This is a genomic window from Arthrobacter sp. 05T45, from assembly GCF_056395875.1.
On record NZ_JBFTKI010000019.1, the window covers coordinates 1 to 14,071 of the forward strand.

At 69.3% G+C, this 14,071-nt stretch carries 13 protein-coding genes; 6 read left to right on the forward strand and 7 right to left on the reverse strand.

The genetic code is table 11. The features are described 5' to 3' along the window. Positions 1-183: 183 nt before the first annotated feature. Genes AC1DGD_RS16075 through AC1DGD_RS16095 form a run of 5 tightly spaced genes read right to left on the reverse strand, consistent with a single transcriptional unit; the run spans position 184 to position 6,167 of the window. On the reverse strand, positions 184-1,338 hold the full coding sequence (locus AC1DGD_RS16075; RefSeq protein ID WP_476857492.1) for a cysteine desulfurase family protein: 1,155 nt from the start codon (positions 1,336-1,338) through the stop codon (positions 184-186). Positions 1,339-1,346: 8 nt separating this feature from the next. After that, positions 1,347-2,273: a carboxylating nicotinate-nucleotide diphosphorylase gene (nadC, locus tag AC1DGD_RS16080; RefSeq protein WP_476857533.1), complete on the reverse strand. Its 927-nt coding sequence runs from the start codon at positions 2,271-2,273 to the stop codon at positions 1,347-1,349. A gap of 35 nt (positions 2,274-2,308) precedes the next feature. Beyond that, complete coding sequence (locus AC1DGD_RS16085; RefSeq protein ID WP_476857493.1) at positions 2,309-4,150, reverse strand: L-aspartate oxidase; 1,842 nt, start codon at positions 4,148-4,150, stop codon at positions 2,309-2,311. Beyond that, positions 4,147-5,454 (reverse strand): quinolinate synthase NadA, encoded by a 1,308-nt coding sequence (gene nadA / locus AC1DGD_RS16090; protein ID WP_476857494.1) that lies wholly within the window; start codon positions 5,452-5,454, stop codon positions 4,147-4,149. Before nadA ends, AC1DGD_RS16085 begins: the two co-directional genes overlap by 4 nt. Beyond that, a complete protein-coding gene (locus AC1DGD_RS16095; RefSeq protein ID WP_230012031.1) occupies positions 5,451-6,167 on the reverse strand; it encodes an NUDIX hydrolase in 717 nt (238 codons plus the stop codon). The genes nadA and AC1DGD_RS16095 overlap by 4 nt, the downstream gene beginning before the upstream one ends. A 218-nt stretch (positions 6,168-6,385) precedes the next feature. Here AC1DGD_RS16095 and AC1DGD_RS16100 point away from each other — a divergent pair, with 218 nt between their 5' ends. Next, positions 6,386-7,045 (forward strand): maleylpyruvate isomerase N-terminal domain-containing protein, encoded by a 660-nt coding sequence (locus AC1DGD_RS16100; RefSeq protein ID WP_476857495.1) that lies wholly within the window; start codon positions 6,386-6,388, stop codon positions 7,043-7,045. On the opposite strand, the gene AC1DGD_RS16105 is transcribed toward AC1DGD_RS16100, so the two are convergent. Continuing rightward, complete coding sequence (locus AC1DGD_RS16105) at positions 7,042-7,518, reverse strand: Lrp/AsnC family transcriptional regulator (RefSeq protein ID WP_028277521.1); 477 nt, start codon at positions 7,516-7,518, stop codon at positions 7,042-7,044. The genes AC1DGD_RS16100 and AC1DGD_RS16105 overlap by 4 nt on opposite strands. 183 nt (positions 7,519-7,701) lie before the next feature. Here AC1DGD_RS16105 and AC1DGD_RS16110 point away from each other — a divergent pair, with 183 nt between their 5' ends. The 5 genes from AC1DGD_RS16110 (at position 7,702) to AC1DGD_RS16130 (ending at position 12,538) form a co-directional block, all read left to right on the forward strand. Then, entirely contained in the window at positions 7,702-9,132 is a 1,431-nt protein-coding gene (locus AC1DGD_RS16110) for an amino acid permease (RefSeq protein WP_476848877.1), read from the forward strand. 106 nt (positions 9,133-9,238) lie between these two features. Further along, positions 9,239-10,276, forward strand: a complete 1,038-nt coding sequence (locus AC1DGD_RS16115) for a thiamine pyrophosphate-dependent enzyme (RefSeq protein WP_476857496.1) — start codon at positions 9,239-9,241, stop codon at positions 10,274-10,276. After that, the gene (locus tag AC1DGD_RS16120; RefSeq protein WP_476857497.1) at positions 10,269-11,384 is read left to right on the forward strand and encodes an alpha-ketoacid dehydrogenase subunit beta; all 1,116 of its coding nucleotides are present in this window, start codon (positions 10,269-10,271) and stop codon (positions 11,382-11,384) included. Before AC1DGD_RS16115 ends, AC1DGD_RS16120 begins: the two co-directional genes overlap by 8 nt. After that, on the forward strand, positions 11,377-11,706 hold the full coding sequence (locus tag AC1DGD_RS16125) for a biotin/lipoyl-containing protein (RefSeq protein ID WP_018775751.1): 330 nt from the start codon (positions 11,377-11,379) through the stop codon (positions 11,704-11,706). The genes AC1DGD_RS16120 and AC1DGD_RS16125 overlap by 8 nt, the downstream gene beginning before the upstream one ends. A gap of 4 nt (positions 11,707-11,710) precedes the next feature. Beyond that, complete coding sequence (locus AC1DGD_RS16130; protein WP_476848875.1) at positions 11,711-12,538, forward strand: alpha/beta fold hydrolase; 828 nt, start codon at positions 11,711-11,713, stop codon at positions 12,536-12,538. A 138-nt stretch (positions 12,539-12,676) separates the two neighbouring features. Here the strand turns inward: AC1DGD_RS16130 and AC1DGD_RS16135 are convergent, their stop codons facing one another. Then, positions 12,677-14,032 (reverse strand): MFS transporter, encoded by a 1,356-nt coding sequence (locus AC1DGD_RS16135; RefSeq protein WP_476857498.1) that lies wholly within the window; start codon positions 14,030-14,032, stop codon positions 12,677-12,679. Positions 14,033-14,071 lie beyond the last annotated feature (39 nt).

Here is a 14,071-nt window from a genome sequence, read left to right on the forward strand (position 1 = left end):
GTCGCCACCAAATGCCGGATCTTGATATCGGGGTGCATTTTGCTCATGACCCGAGCAAAACCGGTCCGAGTGTCCACGATGTCCTGAGACACACTGTCCACGATGTCTTGAGACAGAAACGTCCATTAAGTCATGAGACTCCACAGCCGCTATGGAGGCCCGATAAGGACATTTAGTGACAGCTCAACCGGTGGAGGGGGTGCCGAGGGAGCGGACGCCGGCGACGGCGGTGCGGACCGCGGCCGCCGCCTCCTGCAACTGCGCTGCCGTCACGGTCGAGTCGAAGCTGAACCGCACCGCCGTCTGGGCGATCTCGGGCTCGATGCCCAGGGCCAGCAGCACCGGCGAGGGCGCATCCGAGCCGGCGGCGCACGCGGAACCGCTGGAGCAGATGATGCCCTGGCGTTCGAGCTCCAGCAGCACGGACTCGCCGCTGGTGCCCGGGAAGCAGAAGGATGCCACCGAGGGCAGCCGCTCGGTGGGGTGGCCGGTGAGCAGTGCGCCGGGAACACCGGCCAGCACGGCGTCAATGAACCCGTCGCGGAGGGCAGCGACGTGCCCGGCCGGTTCCCGTGGCAGCGCCAGTGCCGTCGCCAGCGCCACGGCCCCGGCGACGTTTTCCGTGCCCGACCGGCGGCCCCGTTCCTGCCCGCCGCCGTGGACCAGCGGTTCAAGCCGGACCCGGCCGCGCACAAACAGCGCGCCGCTGCCTTTGGGCGCGCCCAGCTTGTGGCCGGAAATGCTCAGCGCGTCCACGCCCAGTGCGCCGGTGTCCAGCGGCAGCCAGCTGGCGGCCTGGACGGCGTCGGTGTGGAACGGGACCCCGTGGGCATGGGCCAGCGCCGCGAGCCGGGCGATGGGCTGGACCGTGCCGACCTCGTTGTTGGCGTACATGATGCTGACCAGGGCCGTGCCGGGCTGCAGCACGGCGGCGAGGGCCTCTTCGCTTACCTGCCCGAAGCGGTCCACGGGGATCACGTCGACGGCGAACCCGTGGACCCGTTCAAGGTACCTGGCGGATTCTTCCACCGCGGGATGCTCGACGGCGCTGATCGCCACCCGGTCCAGGCGCGGATCGGCGGCGCGCCGGGCCAGGGCGATGCCCTTGACGGCGAGGTTGTCCGCTTCCGTGCCGCCGGAGGTGAAGACGACTTCCCCGGGGCGGCAGCCGAGGGCCCTGGCGGTTGCGGCGCGGGCCCCTGCGAGCGCCGCGGCAGCCGCCTCACCCAGGGAGTGATGGCTTGACGGGTTGCCGAATTCGCCCGTGAGGTACGGCCACATGGCCTCCAGCACCTCGCGGCGGACCGGGGTGGTGGCCGCGGCGTCGAGGAAGATCATGGCGCGCCTCAGCCGGCCGCCGGGCCGGCGCCTGAGTCGACGGCCGGCTCGACGTCAAGCTCAATGTCCAGGCCGAGGTCCAGTGCCGTGACACTGTGCGTCAGGGCGCCGATCGAGATGACGTCCACCCCGGTGGCCGCGATGTCCGCCACGGTGGCGAGGTTGACGTTGCCGCTGGCCTCGACGCGGGCCCGGCCGCCCACCAGCCCGACGCCGGCCGCGAGCTCGGCCAGGGAGAAGTTGTCCAGCATGATGGTGTCCACCCCGGCGGCCAGGACGGGCTCGATCTGCTCCATGGTGTCCACCTCCACTTCGAAGTGTGTTGTGTGGCCGAGCTGGGCCTTGGCGCCGCTGAGCACTGCGGTCAGCTTCGCCGGATCGCCGCCGGTGAGGACGGCCAGGTGGTTGTCCTTGGCCAGGACTGCGTCGGAGAGGCTGAAGCGGTGGTTGGCGCCGCCGCCGCAGCGGACGGCGTAGCGTTCGAGCACCCGCAGCCCCGGTGTGGTCTTGCGGGTATCGGTGATCCGGGCCCGGGTGCCGGCCACGAGCGCCACGAACTCGGCCGTTTTGGTGGCGATGGCGCTCATCCGCTGGACCAGGTTCAGTGCGACGCGTTCGGCCAGCAGCACGGCGCGGGCGTTCCCGGTCACGCGGGCCAGGGCGGTTCCGGCGGCGAAGGCCTCGCCGTCGTGGACCAGCAGTTCGACGACGGCGCCCGGGTCGGTCAGCCGCATCGCCGCGGCGAAGACCTCCCCGCCGCTCAGCACCCCGGGAACGCGGGCGTTGAGCACCGCGGTGGCCCGCGCCTGCGCCGGGATGAGCGTCTGGGAAGTGACGTCCCCGTACGGGGCGTCCTCCTGCAGCGCCGCGCGGAGGACGGCCAGGACGGCGGCCTCGGGCAGGCTCCCGGCGAGCGCCGCGGTGCGGGAGGGCAGGGTTTCCGGGGCAGCGGTTGCGTGGGCAGTGGTGGTCACGAGGAAATCCTTTGCATGGAATGGGTGAGGGCTGAGGCGTCGTCCGTGTCCGCCCGGTAGTGGGCTCCGACGGACTGCGTGCGGTTCAGGGCAGCCGCCACAAGCAGGCGGGCCGCGAGGAGCAGGTTCCGGTCCTCATGGGCATCCTGGCAGAGCCAGTCACTGTGGCCGGCATCGGGAGCGGTCTCAGAATGGACAACGGCGTCCCAGGCCGCAAGCACGGTCTCCGCCTCCCGCAGTTGCTCCCCGCTGCGCATTACCCCGGCGTCCGCCGTCATCAACCGCCGAAGAGCGTCGCGCGAGAAAACCCCGTACGCGGATACCGACTTCACAAAATCTTCGGACACGCTCGCTAAAGTGTCCTCCCCTGACGTGAAGTCGTGCGACGGCGCTGCGGAAGCGTGCGTCAAGGGGAGGCCGCCCGCGGCCGTGGGCCCACACGATCCGGGTTCCCTGGCCGAGCTTGCGAGGCTAGGGGGATCGTGGGGAGCACACGGAGCAGTGGTGTCGTGCGACGGGTCGGCGCGCAGGAAGTCCTCGACCGCCCGGCGGCCGAACACCAGGCCCTCCAGCAGCGAGTTGCTCGCCAGCCGGTTGGCCCCTTGGGCGCCCGTGCGGGCCACCTCGCCGGCGGCATACAGGCCGGGTACCGACGTGCGGCCCCACAGGTCGGTGCACACGCCACCCATCCAGTAGTGGGCTGCCGGGGACACGGGTACGGTCTCTGTGGTCCAGTCGTACCCTGCGGCGAGGGTGGCCGCCGTGATGGTCGGGAACCGCCGGGCCAGGAAGCCCGGGCCCCGCTCTGCTTCGATGCCGCGGGCGTCCAGGTAGACCGGGCTGTCCGGCGCGGCCCCGGTGGCGGCAAGGTGCAGGGCGATGCTGCGGGAGACGACGTCGCGGGGGGCCAGTTCGGCGTCGGGGTGGTAGTCGGGCATGAAGCGGTATCCCGCGGAGTCCAGCAGCACCGCGCCCTCGCCGCGGACCGCTTCGGAGATGAGCAGGGCCGGCGGGCCGCCTGGAATCTCCTCGGCGGCAAGGGTGGTGGGGTGGAACTGGAAGAACTCGAGGTCCCGCACCGCGGCGCCGGCACGCCAGGCCAGGGCCAGTCCGTCGGCGGTGGCGACGGCGGGGTTGCTGGTGCGGGCAAAGAGCCGGCCCGCACCGCCGGTGGTGAGCAGGACGGCGTCGGCGGCCAGCTCCTGGGGCCGTCCGCCGGCCAGGTAGGCCACGCCGGTGACCCGGGCCGGCGTCGGGGGTGTGCTGCCGGGCTGTGGCGGAGTTTCCGGGCGGACACCAGGTTCGGTCAGGAGCCCGGTGACGAACGCGCTGGTCTCCACCCGGAGCCGGCCGTGGCCGGCGCGGTCCAGGACGGCGCGTTCGAGGACGGCGGCGACGAGCCCGCGGGCGATGCAGGCGCCCGTCGCGTCCCCGCCGGCGTGCAGGATGCGAGGCGCCGAGTGTGCCGCTTCCAGGCCCAGGGCCGGTCCGCCGTCGGAACCCAGGTCGAAATGCACGCCGTAGCGGGCCAGGCCGGCGATGTCCCGGACAGCCTCCGTGCACAGGATCCGGACTGCTTCGGGGTCGTTGAGCCCGGCACCGGCGGCGAGCGTGTCCGCGATGTGCGCTGCCACGGAGTCCCCGGGGGCGGCATCCTCCGGGGCCAGCACGGCCGAGATGCCGCCCTGGGCGTAGAAGGTGTTGCTTTGCTCCAGCGTCCCCTTGCTCAGGAGGACCACTTCGAGGTCACGGCCGCCGGTGGCGGCGTCGTCGGTGGCGAGCAGCGCGGCGTAGAGCCCAGCAATCCCGCTGCCGACGATCACGAGCCGCCTGGTCACGGCCGCGCCGCCAGCATGCGTTCCAGGGCCACCCTGGCCGGGGCGGCCACGTCCTCGTCCACGGTGATGCGGTTCAGCACCTCGCCCCGGACGAGCGCTTCCAGGACCCAGGCGAGATAGCCGGGGTGGATGCGGTACATCGTGGAGCAGGGGCAGATCACCGGGTCGAGGCAGAAGATGGTGTGCTGCGGGTATTCCGCGGCGAGCCGGTTCACCATGTTGATTTCGGTGCCGATCGCAAACGTGGTGGGTACCGTTGCCGCGGCGATGGCCTTCTTGATGAAGTCGGTGGACCCGGCGGAATCGGCGGCATCAACCACCTCCATGGGGCATTCAGGGTGCACGATCACCTGCACGCCGGGGAACTCGGCGCGGGCCTTTTCGATCTGGCCCACGTTGAAGCGCTTGTGGACCGAGCAGAAGCCGTGCCAGAGGATTACCCGGGAATCGAGCAGGGCCTGCTCGTCATTGCCGCCGAGGTCCTTGCGCGGGTTCCACATCGGCATCTGCTCCAGGGGCACCCCCATGGCCTTCGCGGTGTTGCGGCCCAGGTGCTGGTCGGGGAAGAACAGCACGCGCTGGCCGCGTTCGAACGCCCATTCCAGCACGGTCGCGGCGTTCGAGGAGGTGCAGACGATCCCGCCGCGCTCGCCGCAGAAGCCCTTGAGGGCTGCGGAGGAGTTCATGTAGGTGACCGGGATGACCGGGACCCGGCCCTCGGCGTCGGGCTCGGTGCCGAAGACCTCCTCAAGCTGTTCCCAGCACTCGGTGACCGAGTCGATGTCCGCCATGTCGGCCATGGAGCAGCCGGCGGCCAGGTTGGGCAGGATCACGGCCTGGTCGGGGCGGGACAGGATGTCCGCCGTCTCGGCCATGAAGTGCACGCCGCAGAAGACGATGGCCTCCGCGTCGGGCCGGGTCAGGGCGGCGTTGGCGAGCTGGAACGAATCTCCCACGAAGTCGGCGTATTCGATCACTTCGTCGCGCTGGTAGAAGTGCCCCAGCACGACGGCGCGGTCCCCCAGTGCCGCTTTGGCGGCGCGGATCCGGGCGTCGAGTTCGGCGTCGGAAGCGAGCTTGTATTCTTCCGGGAGCTGGCCCTGCCGGGGAGTGGAGGCCGGTGCGACGTCGGTGGAGGAGGCACCCGGCCCGTAGGCGGGCACGCCGGCGAGGGCCTCGGCGAGGTCGTAGTCCCAGGGCCCGCGGGCCAGCGCGGGGCTGCAGGTGGAGGCGGCCGCGCCTTGTGCCAGAGTGGTGGCCTGCTCGCGCGTGATCAGCTGGATTGCCGTGTTGACGCTGCTCATGGTGTGCTCCTGTTGTCTGGGTCGAGGCCTGGGCGGCCGGTGAAGCGGTAGAGGCGGGGCGGGCGGTGCTTGCCGCCCTGCAGATAATGGTCGGTTTCTTCGATTTCCGGCGTGGCCTTGACCTGCCGGCGGAAGTTGGCGGGATCGAGTTCGCGGTCCAGGACGGCCTCGTAGACCTCCCGGACCTGGGCGAGGGTGAAGTACTCGCCCAGCAGGTGGTAGGCGATGGATCCGTAGGCCATCTTGTTGCGCAGCCGCCACAGCGCGTAGTCGACGATCGAGTTGTGGTCGAAGGCCAGCCCGTCCAGCCTGTCGGCGCGGAACCAGCGCACGTTCTCCGATTCGTCGGCCAGCGCGGCCTCCGTGGGCTGGACGAGTGCCCAGTACACGATCGAGACGACGCGCTGGGTGGGCGAGCGGTGCAGCCCGCCAAAGGCGTAGAGCTGTTCGAGGTAGTTCGGGGCCAGCCCGGTGGTCTCGCGCAGGTTCCGCGAGGCGGCGTCCTGGAGTGACTCGGAGTGCGTGAGCGGGCCGCCCGGCAGCGCCCAGAGGCCCTTGAACGGTTCGCGGATCCGGCGCACCAGCGGGATCCACAGCGTGGGCCGCCCGGAGCGTTCGCTGGGACGCAGCGCAAAGATCACCGTGGAGATGGCCAGCGACGGCGGCGCGGTCTGGCGCTCCGAGACGTTGGCTGCTGTGGTGTAAACGGTGATCTACCCGCCCTCTGAGGTCCCGGGCGGGTCCCGCGATGGACTGCCCGGCTGGATCCGGCCCGACCGCCGGATTAGTTATAGTCACATTGACTAGAACTAATGATACGGCCGCGCCGCCCGGGCGCAAAATGTTTCAGGTCACACGGGCCGGACCGGGATGCCGCCGGCGCACGGACCGGGCTTGTCCGCGGGTGCCGGCACCGGTATTAATCGAGGCTATGGACGGAGAAGTCATGGACCCGGAGGGTACGGGCGCAGAGGCAGCGGGCGCAGAGGCGGTCAGGGCCCGATACGCGGGAGCGGCCCAGGCATTCATGGAGCTCGCCGGGCAGGTACCGCACCAGGCGTGGTCGCGGCCGGCACTGGGTGAATGGGATGTCCGGGCGCTGACCGGCCACACGAGCCGGGCCCTGACAACCGTGGAAGCCTACCTCGCCACCCCGGCCGCCGGGGCGCGGGTGCCGGGTCCGGTGGAATACTTCCTGGGCGTCCGGGGCGCCACCTCGCCCGCCGCGATTGCGCAGCGGGGCAGGGAAACCGGGGAGGCGCTGGGCGAGGACCCTGCCGCTGCCGTGCGGGAGCTTGTCCAACGCGTCACGGCCCTCGTCAGGAACACGCCCGACGATGCCCTGGTGGCCACCCCGGCCGGAGTAATGACGCTCATCGACTACCTGCCGACCCGGACCTTCGAGCTGGCCGTGCACACCCTGGATCTGGCGCGCGCCCTGGGCCTGCCGCCGCCCGCCGCCTTGGCCCCGGCGGTCGCGGCCTCCCTGGAGCTCGCCGGAGCCATCGGCTCCCGGTTGCCGTCCGCCGGTGATTTGCTGCTCTTGCTCACCGGCCGGACCAGCCTGCCCGAAAACCTGAGTGTCCTCTAGCCCGTGCCGGCGGCCGCGGCTTCCAGCAGCGGCAGGGTGCGGCCCTGGAAGTGCGTATTGAGCACGATCACGGAGGACGAGCGCAGGACCGATCTGGTGGCGATCATGGCATCGAGGACGCGCTGGAGGTCCGAATTGGAGCGGGCGGCTATCCGGGCCATGAGGTCCGAGCTCCCGGAGACGGTATGGATCTCAATCAGCTCGGGGATCCGCGCCAGGGCCTCCACGACGGCGTCGTGCCCGAGGTCCTGGTTGATCGTGAGGGAGCAGAAAGCCACCACGGGGTAGCCGAAGTGCGCCGGATCGGGCTGGGGCACCCATGAGCCAATCACGCCGGCGTCCTGCATCCGGTCCAGGCGCGACTGCACCGTGGCGCGGGCAACCTTCAGCACCCGGGAGGCCTCCAGGACCGAGGCCCGGGGGGAATCCGTGAAAAATCGGACAATCTTTGCATCAAGCGGATCAACGTCCACTGATTCTTCCTTCCCAAGCGGGACCGGGCCGGACAAACAGCCAACGATGCCCCGATTCAGTTAGCAAACTGCCACCATGCTCTCACGGCGGAGGCGCCCCGGCGGCCGGGGGCCGGGCCCAAATCCGGTAAATTCAATAGGTCCCATAAGGACGCAAAGATCCAAACCACACGAAGGTTCGCCATGACGATGAAGTCCACCGCGACGCTACCCACCGCGGTTCCCGCCCCGAGCCTGGGGCACAGCATGAAACCACGCCAGCTGACCATGATGGGACTGGGCAGCGCGATCGGCGCCGGCCTGTTCCTCGGCTCGGGGGCAGGAATCCAGGCCGCGGGACCGGCCGTGCTGATCTCCTACCTCGTCGCCGGAACCCTGATCATCCTGGTGATGTGGGCGCTCGGAGAGATGGCCGCGGCCAATCCCAACAGCGGCGCCTTCTCCGTGTACACGCAAAAGGCCATGGGCAAGACCGCGGGCGCCACCGTCGGCTGGCTCTGGTGGCTGCAGCTCGTGGTGGTCATCGCCGCCGAGGCCCTCGGCGCGGCCGGGCTCCTGTTCACTGTGTGGCCGGTGATCCCCGTCTGGGCACTGTCCCTGATCTTCATGGCCCTGTTCACCGCCATCAACCTGGCGGGCGTGAAGAACTTCGGCGAGTTCGAATTCTGGTTCGCCATCCTCAAGGTGGCTGCCATCGTGATATTCCTGGCCATCGGCGGGGCCCTGCTGCTGGGCTTGCTGCCGGACGTCCCGTCTCCTGGCCTCGGCAACTTCACATCCGGCTTCGCCCCGGCTGGCCTGGGCGGCATCGCAACGGCACTCTTCGTCGTCATCTTCGCCTTCGGCGGCACCGAGATTGTCAGCGTGGCCGCGGCCGAGACGGAAAACCCGGAACGCAGCGTCGCCCAGGCGATCCGCACCGTCGTCTGGCGGATCCTCGTGTTCTACATCGGCTCGGTATTCGTCATCGCGGCCGTCCTTCCCTCAACCTCCGCGGCCCTGAAGTCCCCCTTCGCCGGCGTCCTCGACGTCGCCCGGATCCCCGGCGCCGGCGCCGCGATCACCCTGGTCGCCGTTATCGCGCTGCTGTCCGCCCTGAACGCCAACCTCTACGGCGCGTCCCGCATGGTGTACTCGCTCTCTGAGCGCGGCGAAGCCCCCAAGTTCCTCTCCAGGCTCAACACGGCCCGGGTCCCGGTCGTGGCGGTGAGCGTCTCCGTGGCCTTCGGCTTCCTGGCCGCCGTCCTGGAACTGCTCTTCCCCGACCAGATCCTGCCGGCGCTGTTCCAGCTGGTCGGTTCCACCTGCCTCGTTGTGTGGGGCTCGGCCCTGGTGTCCCAGCTGATCCTGCGCCGCCGGGCAGACCGCGACGGCACGGCGCTGCCGCTGCGGATGAAGGGCTTCCCCGGGCTGACGATCTTCGGGCTCGTGCTCCTGGCACTGATCTTCGCCGTCGGCTTCAGCAGCCCGGAGAGCAGCAAGCAGCTGGTCAGCACCCTGGTACTGGTGGCCGGCATCGCCGTGGCGTGCTGGACCGGCGCCCGGATCACCCGGAACCGCAACGCCGCCGCCGCCGGCGCAAAAGCCGACCAGGCGGAACAGCCCAGCCGCTAGACAAATTGCCAAGCTCACCGGCGCGCGGGGCGGCATAAGTGTGCAGTCTGGGCACCCCAGCCTAGGCTGATTGCCCACCCCGCCGCCGGTGACTAGGGTCACAGGCATGGACACAATTCTCCCCGTGGCTTCCGGCAGCGCTGCCGGGCCGCTCACAGCCGATGAACTCCGCGAGCTCTATTCGCTCATGGTGGCCGTCCGGCACCTCGACACCTCGGCCATCGCCTGGCAGCGGCAGGGCATCATCCCCGGCTACGCCCCCGAACTCGGCCAGGAAGCGGCCCAGGTGGGCAGCGGCTACGCCGTGGACACCACCCGGGACTTCGTCTTCCCCACCTACCGCGAAATGGGCGTTGCCCGGACCATGGGGGTGGACATGGTGGCCTACATGTCCACCCACAAGGCCACGTGGCACGGCGGCCTGTACAACCCGCTGGAATCCCGGCTGGCCCCGATCCAGGCGGTAGTTGCCGGATCCGTCCTGCACGCCGTCGGCTGGGCCCACGGCCAGACGCTGGACAAAAAGGACGGCGTCGCAATGACGTACTTCGGCGACGGCGCCTCCTCCCAGGGCGACGTGCACGAGGCGATGAACTTCGCCGCCGTGATGAAGGCGCCCGTCGTGTTCTTCGTCCAGAACAACGGCTGGGCCATCTCGGTCCCCACCGAGCGCCAGGTGGCCGGCGGCTCCGTCGCGGCCCGCGCCGCGGGTTACGGCATGCCCGCGCTGAAGATCGACGGCGACGACGTCGTCGCGGTCCTCGAGGCGACCCGCCGCGCCTTCGCCCACGCCCGCGCCGGCAACGGCCCCGTGCTCATCGAGGCCATGACGTACCGCCGCGGCCCGCACTCCACGTCCGATGATCCGGGCCGCTACCGCTCCCTCGACGAGGAGCGCGACAGCGCCGGCACCGACCCGCTCGAGCGGCTGCGGCAGCGGCTGCTGGCCGATGGTATCGCCGACGAGGCGTTCTTCGCCGAAGCGCTGGCCGCGGCCAAGGCCGAAGAGGAGCAGATCCGTACCGGCATCCAGGCCCTGGGCTCCCGGCCCGGCACCGAAATGTTTGACCTGGTCTTCCAGGAAACCACCCCTGCCCTGCAGGCCCAGGCCGCCAACTGGCGCGAGGAGTCCGAACATGTCTAACTCGATTCTCGAAAGCGAAAGTGCCAGCGGCAACAACACTGCCGACAACACTGCCGACGACACTGTCGAGAGCACTGCCGACAGCGCAGAAGGCCCCGCATCCACCACGGTGATGTCGATGCAGCAAGCACTCAACCGCGCCCTCGACGAGGTCCTCGCGGACAACCCCAAAGCCGTCATCTTCGGCGAGGACTGCGGCCGGCTCGGCGGCGTCTTCCGCATCACCGACGGGCTGCAGGCCAGGCACGGCGCGCAGCGCGTCTTTGACACCCCGCTGGCGGAATCCGGCATCCTGGGCATGTCCGTGGGCCTGGCGATGGCCGGGTTCCACCCCATTCCCGAGGTCCAGTTCGACGGCTTCGCCTACCCTGCCATCAACCAGATCGTCTGCCAGATCGCCCGGATGAACTACCGCAGCCGGGGCACCATGCCGATGCCCATCACCCTGCGGGTGCCCAGCTTCGGCGGCATCCGCGCCCCCGAACACCACGGCGAAAGCCTGGAGGCGCTCTTCGCCCACGTACCGGGCCTGAAGGTGGTCTCGCCGTCGAACCCGCATGAGGCCTACCACCTGCTCAAGTACGCCGCCACGCGGCCGGACCCGGTGATCTTCATGGAGCCCAAGTCGAGGTACTGGCAGAAGGGTGAGGTGGACCTTGCGCACTGCGATGCGGACGACGATGCAGACGGCGGCTCCCCCACCGGCGCCAAGGTGATGCGCGAAGGCCGCCACCTCACGCTGGTCGCCTGGGGCGCCATGGTGGCCCGCTGCCTGCAGGTGGCGGAGCTCGCGGCCGAGGACGGGATCGACATCGAGGTCCTGGACCTGCGCTGGCTCAAGCCGATCGACGCCGAGGCCCTCGCCGCCTCCGTGCGCAAGACGCGCCGCGCCGTCGTCGTCCACGAGGCGCCGCTGACCTCCGGCCTCGGCGCCGAAGTGGCGCAGCTGATCACGCAAAGCTGCTTCGACACCCTCAGGGCGCCGGTGGAGCGCATCACCGGCTTCGATGTCCCGTACCCCTCGGGCGACCTGGAAGATGAATACATCCCGAACATTGACCGGATCCTCTTCGGCATCCAGCGAGTATTGGAGTACAAACGTGGCTGAAATTTCCTTCCCGCTCCCGGATCTCGGCGAGGGCCTGATCGAGGCCACCGTGCTGGAATGGCTGGTTTCCCCGGGCGAGCAGGTGGAGCGCAACCAGCCGCTCGTGGAGGTCGAAACCACCAAGTCGGCCGTTGAATTGCCCAGCCCGCAGGCAGGTAAGGTAGTGCGTATCTACGGCGGGCCCGGCGACAAGATCAATGTCGGCGAGCCCCTGATTGTGTTTGAGGTGCCGGACAACACCGCCGGCATCGTGGGCACGGTCCCGAAGGAAGAGGCACCTAAGCGCCGGGTCCGCCTGAGCGCCGTACTTGATGAGGACTGAGAGCATGAGCGGCAGACACACCGGCGAGCAGCATTCGCACACCGTTGAGGGCACCGACCCCCAGCTGTACGTGCAGGTGCATGAGCCCCAGAACGACGCCGGGTTCCGTCCCGTCCTGCTGCTGCACGGCTTCTCCTCCTCCTCCAAGCTCAACTGGGAAGACAGCGGCTGGCTCACCGCGCTCCTGGAAGCCGGCCGGCGCGTCATCACCGTGGACCTGCCCGGCCACGGCCGCAGCGGCGCCCCGGAGGACATGGACTCCTACTCCCCCAGCCGGATCCGTGCGGACCTGCTGCAGATAGTCTTCGACGCCGGCGCGCGGCCGCTGCGCGACGGGGACCCGTCCAGCGGGCTCGACGTGATCGGCTATTCGCTGGGGTCCCGGCTCGCCTGGGAGTTCGGGGCCACGCAGCACGAGCTGGTGCACCGGCTGGTCCTGGGCGGCCCGAACGTCGCCGACCCCCTGGCGGACTTCGACCTGATCGCCGCGCAGCGGTACCTGGCCGACGGCACGCCGATCGCGGACGAGTCGACCGCCGGGCTGCTGAAAATGGCCATGCTGCTGCCCAGCAACAACATCTTCGCGCTGCTGTCCCTGGTCGAGGCAATCAAGACCGAGCCGTATGACCCCGCCGAAGCGGTCCCCCACATGCCGATGCTCCTGGTGGCGGGGGAAAACGACGACCGGGCCGCCACCATGCCGGAGCTCGCCGCCCTGGGCGCCAAGGCCGGCGGCATGGTCGAACAGCTCGTGCTGCCGGGCCGCAACCACACCAACGCCATCACCAGCCGCGCCTTCAAGCAAGGCGCCATCAGCTTCCTGGGCGTCTAAACCCGCCTCACAAAAGCAACGCGGGGTCACTTACGGCCCATCCGAATGATCTGGATGGGCGCGCAGTGACCCCGCGTTGCTCTTTAACCCAGAGGGGCACGGACCTTGCGGTCCGCGCCCCTCGTGCTTGCCTGGTTGCTAGTGCTTTGCGGCTTCGGCCGGCGCGTGGTGCGCGACGCCGAGCGGGCGGCCCTTCGTTTCCCCGGCCAACAGGACGCCGACGGCGGAGATGACGCAGAGGATCATGATGTAGATGCCGATGGAGCCGGTCCAGTGGGTGCCCTGCAGGAGGACTTCCGCGATGGTGGCCGCGAACGCGCCGCCGAGGATCGCACCGAAGGCGTAGCCGATCGAGATGCCCGAGTAGCGCACCTCCGGCGGGAACATCTCGGCGTACATGGCGGACATGGGGCCGTAGGACAGGCCCAGGCCGACCGTGAGGACGAACAGCGCGGCGCCGTAGAGCACAATGTTCTTGGTGTCGATGAGGGCGAACATCGGGATCATCCAGGCAAAGACAATGCCGTAGCCGATCAGGAACGTCTTGACGCGGCCGATCTTGTCCGAGAGCCAGCCGCCGACCAGGGTGAAGATCAGCCAGCCGAAGGAAGCCAGCGTCGTGGCGAGCAGGATCTGCGGGGTGGGCATCTTCAGCGTCTTGGTGGCGTAGGAGATGAAGAAGGCAATCAGCAGGTAGCCGGCAGCGTTGTTGCCGATGAAGATCATCGTCGAATAGAGGACAGCCTTCTTGTGCTTGCGGAGCAGCTCGCCCAGGGGCGCCTTGCTTTCTTCCTTGCGGTCCTGCATCTCCTTGAAGACGGGGCTCTCAGCGACTGCCCGGCGGATCAGGTAGCCGACCACGATCAGCACGATGGAGAGCAGGAACGGCACACGCCAGCCCCAGGATGCGAAGTCTTCCTTGGACATGGACGTGTTGAGGAAGTACAGCAGGCCGGTCGCGAGGATCATGCCGACCGGAACGCCGATCTGCGGGTAGGCGCCGAACAGGCCGCGCCTGCTCTTGGGAGCGTGCTCCACGGCCATCAGGGCGGCGCCGCCCCATTCACCGCCGGCGGAGAAGCCCTGGATGACGCGGAGCAGGATCAGGAGGATCGGGGCCCAGACGCCGATCTGCGCATAGGTGGGCAGCATGCCGATCAGGGCCGTGGCGGCGCCCATCATGATCAGGGTGAAGACCAGCATGGCCTTGCGGCCGAGGCGGTCGCCGAGGTGGCCGGCGACGATCGCGCCGAGCGGGCGGAAGAGGAAGCTGATGCCGATCAGGGCGAAGGACAGGATCTGCGCCAGGCCAGGGTTGGAGGCGTTCAGCGGGGCCAGGAACAGCGGCGACAGCAGCGTTGCTGTCAGCTGGGCAAAAATAAAGAAGTCGTACCACTCGATGGTGGTGCCGACCAGTGTCCCGGCGAGGACCTTGCGTTCCTCGTGTTTGCTGCTGGGACCCGCCTCGGAATCTACGGATGAAGTTACGGTCATTGGAACTCCGTTGCTGGGGGCAGAGGTACTGCCCGGGTG

What these genes read in the sequence shown, in the direction of transcription:
- AC1DGD_RS16130 (WP_476848875.1), top strand. Translation starts at nt 11,711, where the DNA reads ATGAGCGGCAGACACACCGGCGAGCAGCATTCGCACACCGTTGAGGGC.
- AC1DGD_RS16135 (WP_476857498.1), bottom strand. Translation starts at nt 14,032, where the DNA reads ATGACCGTAACTTCATCCGTAGATTCCGAGGCGGGTCCCAGCAGCAAA.
- AC1DGD_RS16115 (WP_476857496.1), top strand. Translation starts at nt 9,239, where the DNA reads ATGGACACAATTCTCCCCGTGGCTTCCGGCAGCGCTGCCGGGCCGCTC.
- nadA (WP_476857494.1), bottom strand. Translation starts at nt 5,454, where the DNA reads ATGAGCAGCGTCAACACGGCAATCCAGCTGATCACGCGCGAGCAGGCC.
- AC1DGD_RS16075 (WP_476857492.1), bottom strand. Translation starts at nt 1,338, where the DNA reads ATGATCTTCCTCGACGCCGCGGCCACCACCCCGGTCCGCCGCGAGGTG.
- AC1DGD_RS16110 (WP_476848877.1), top strand. Translation starts at nt 7,702, where the DNA reads ATGACGATGAAGTCCACCGCGACGCTACCCACCGCGGTTCCCGCCCCG.
- AC1DGD_RS16100 (WP_476857495.1), top strand. Translation starts at nt 6,386, where the DNA reads ATGGACGGAGAAGTCATGGACCCGGAGGGTACGGGCGCAGAGGCAGCG.
- AC1DGD_RS16120 (WP_476857497.1), top strand. Translation starts at nt 10,269, where the DNA reads ATGTCTAACTCGATTCTCGAAAGCGAAAGTGCCAGCGGCAACAACACT.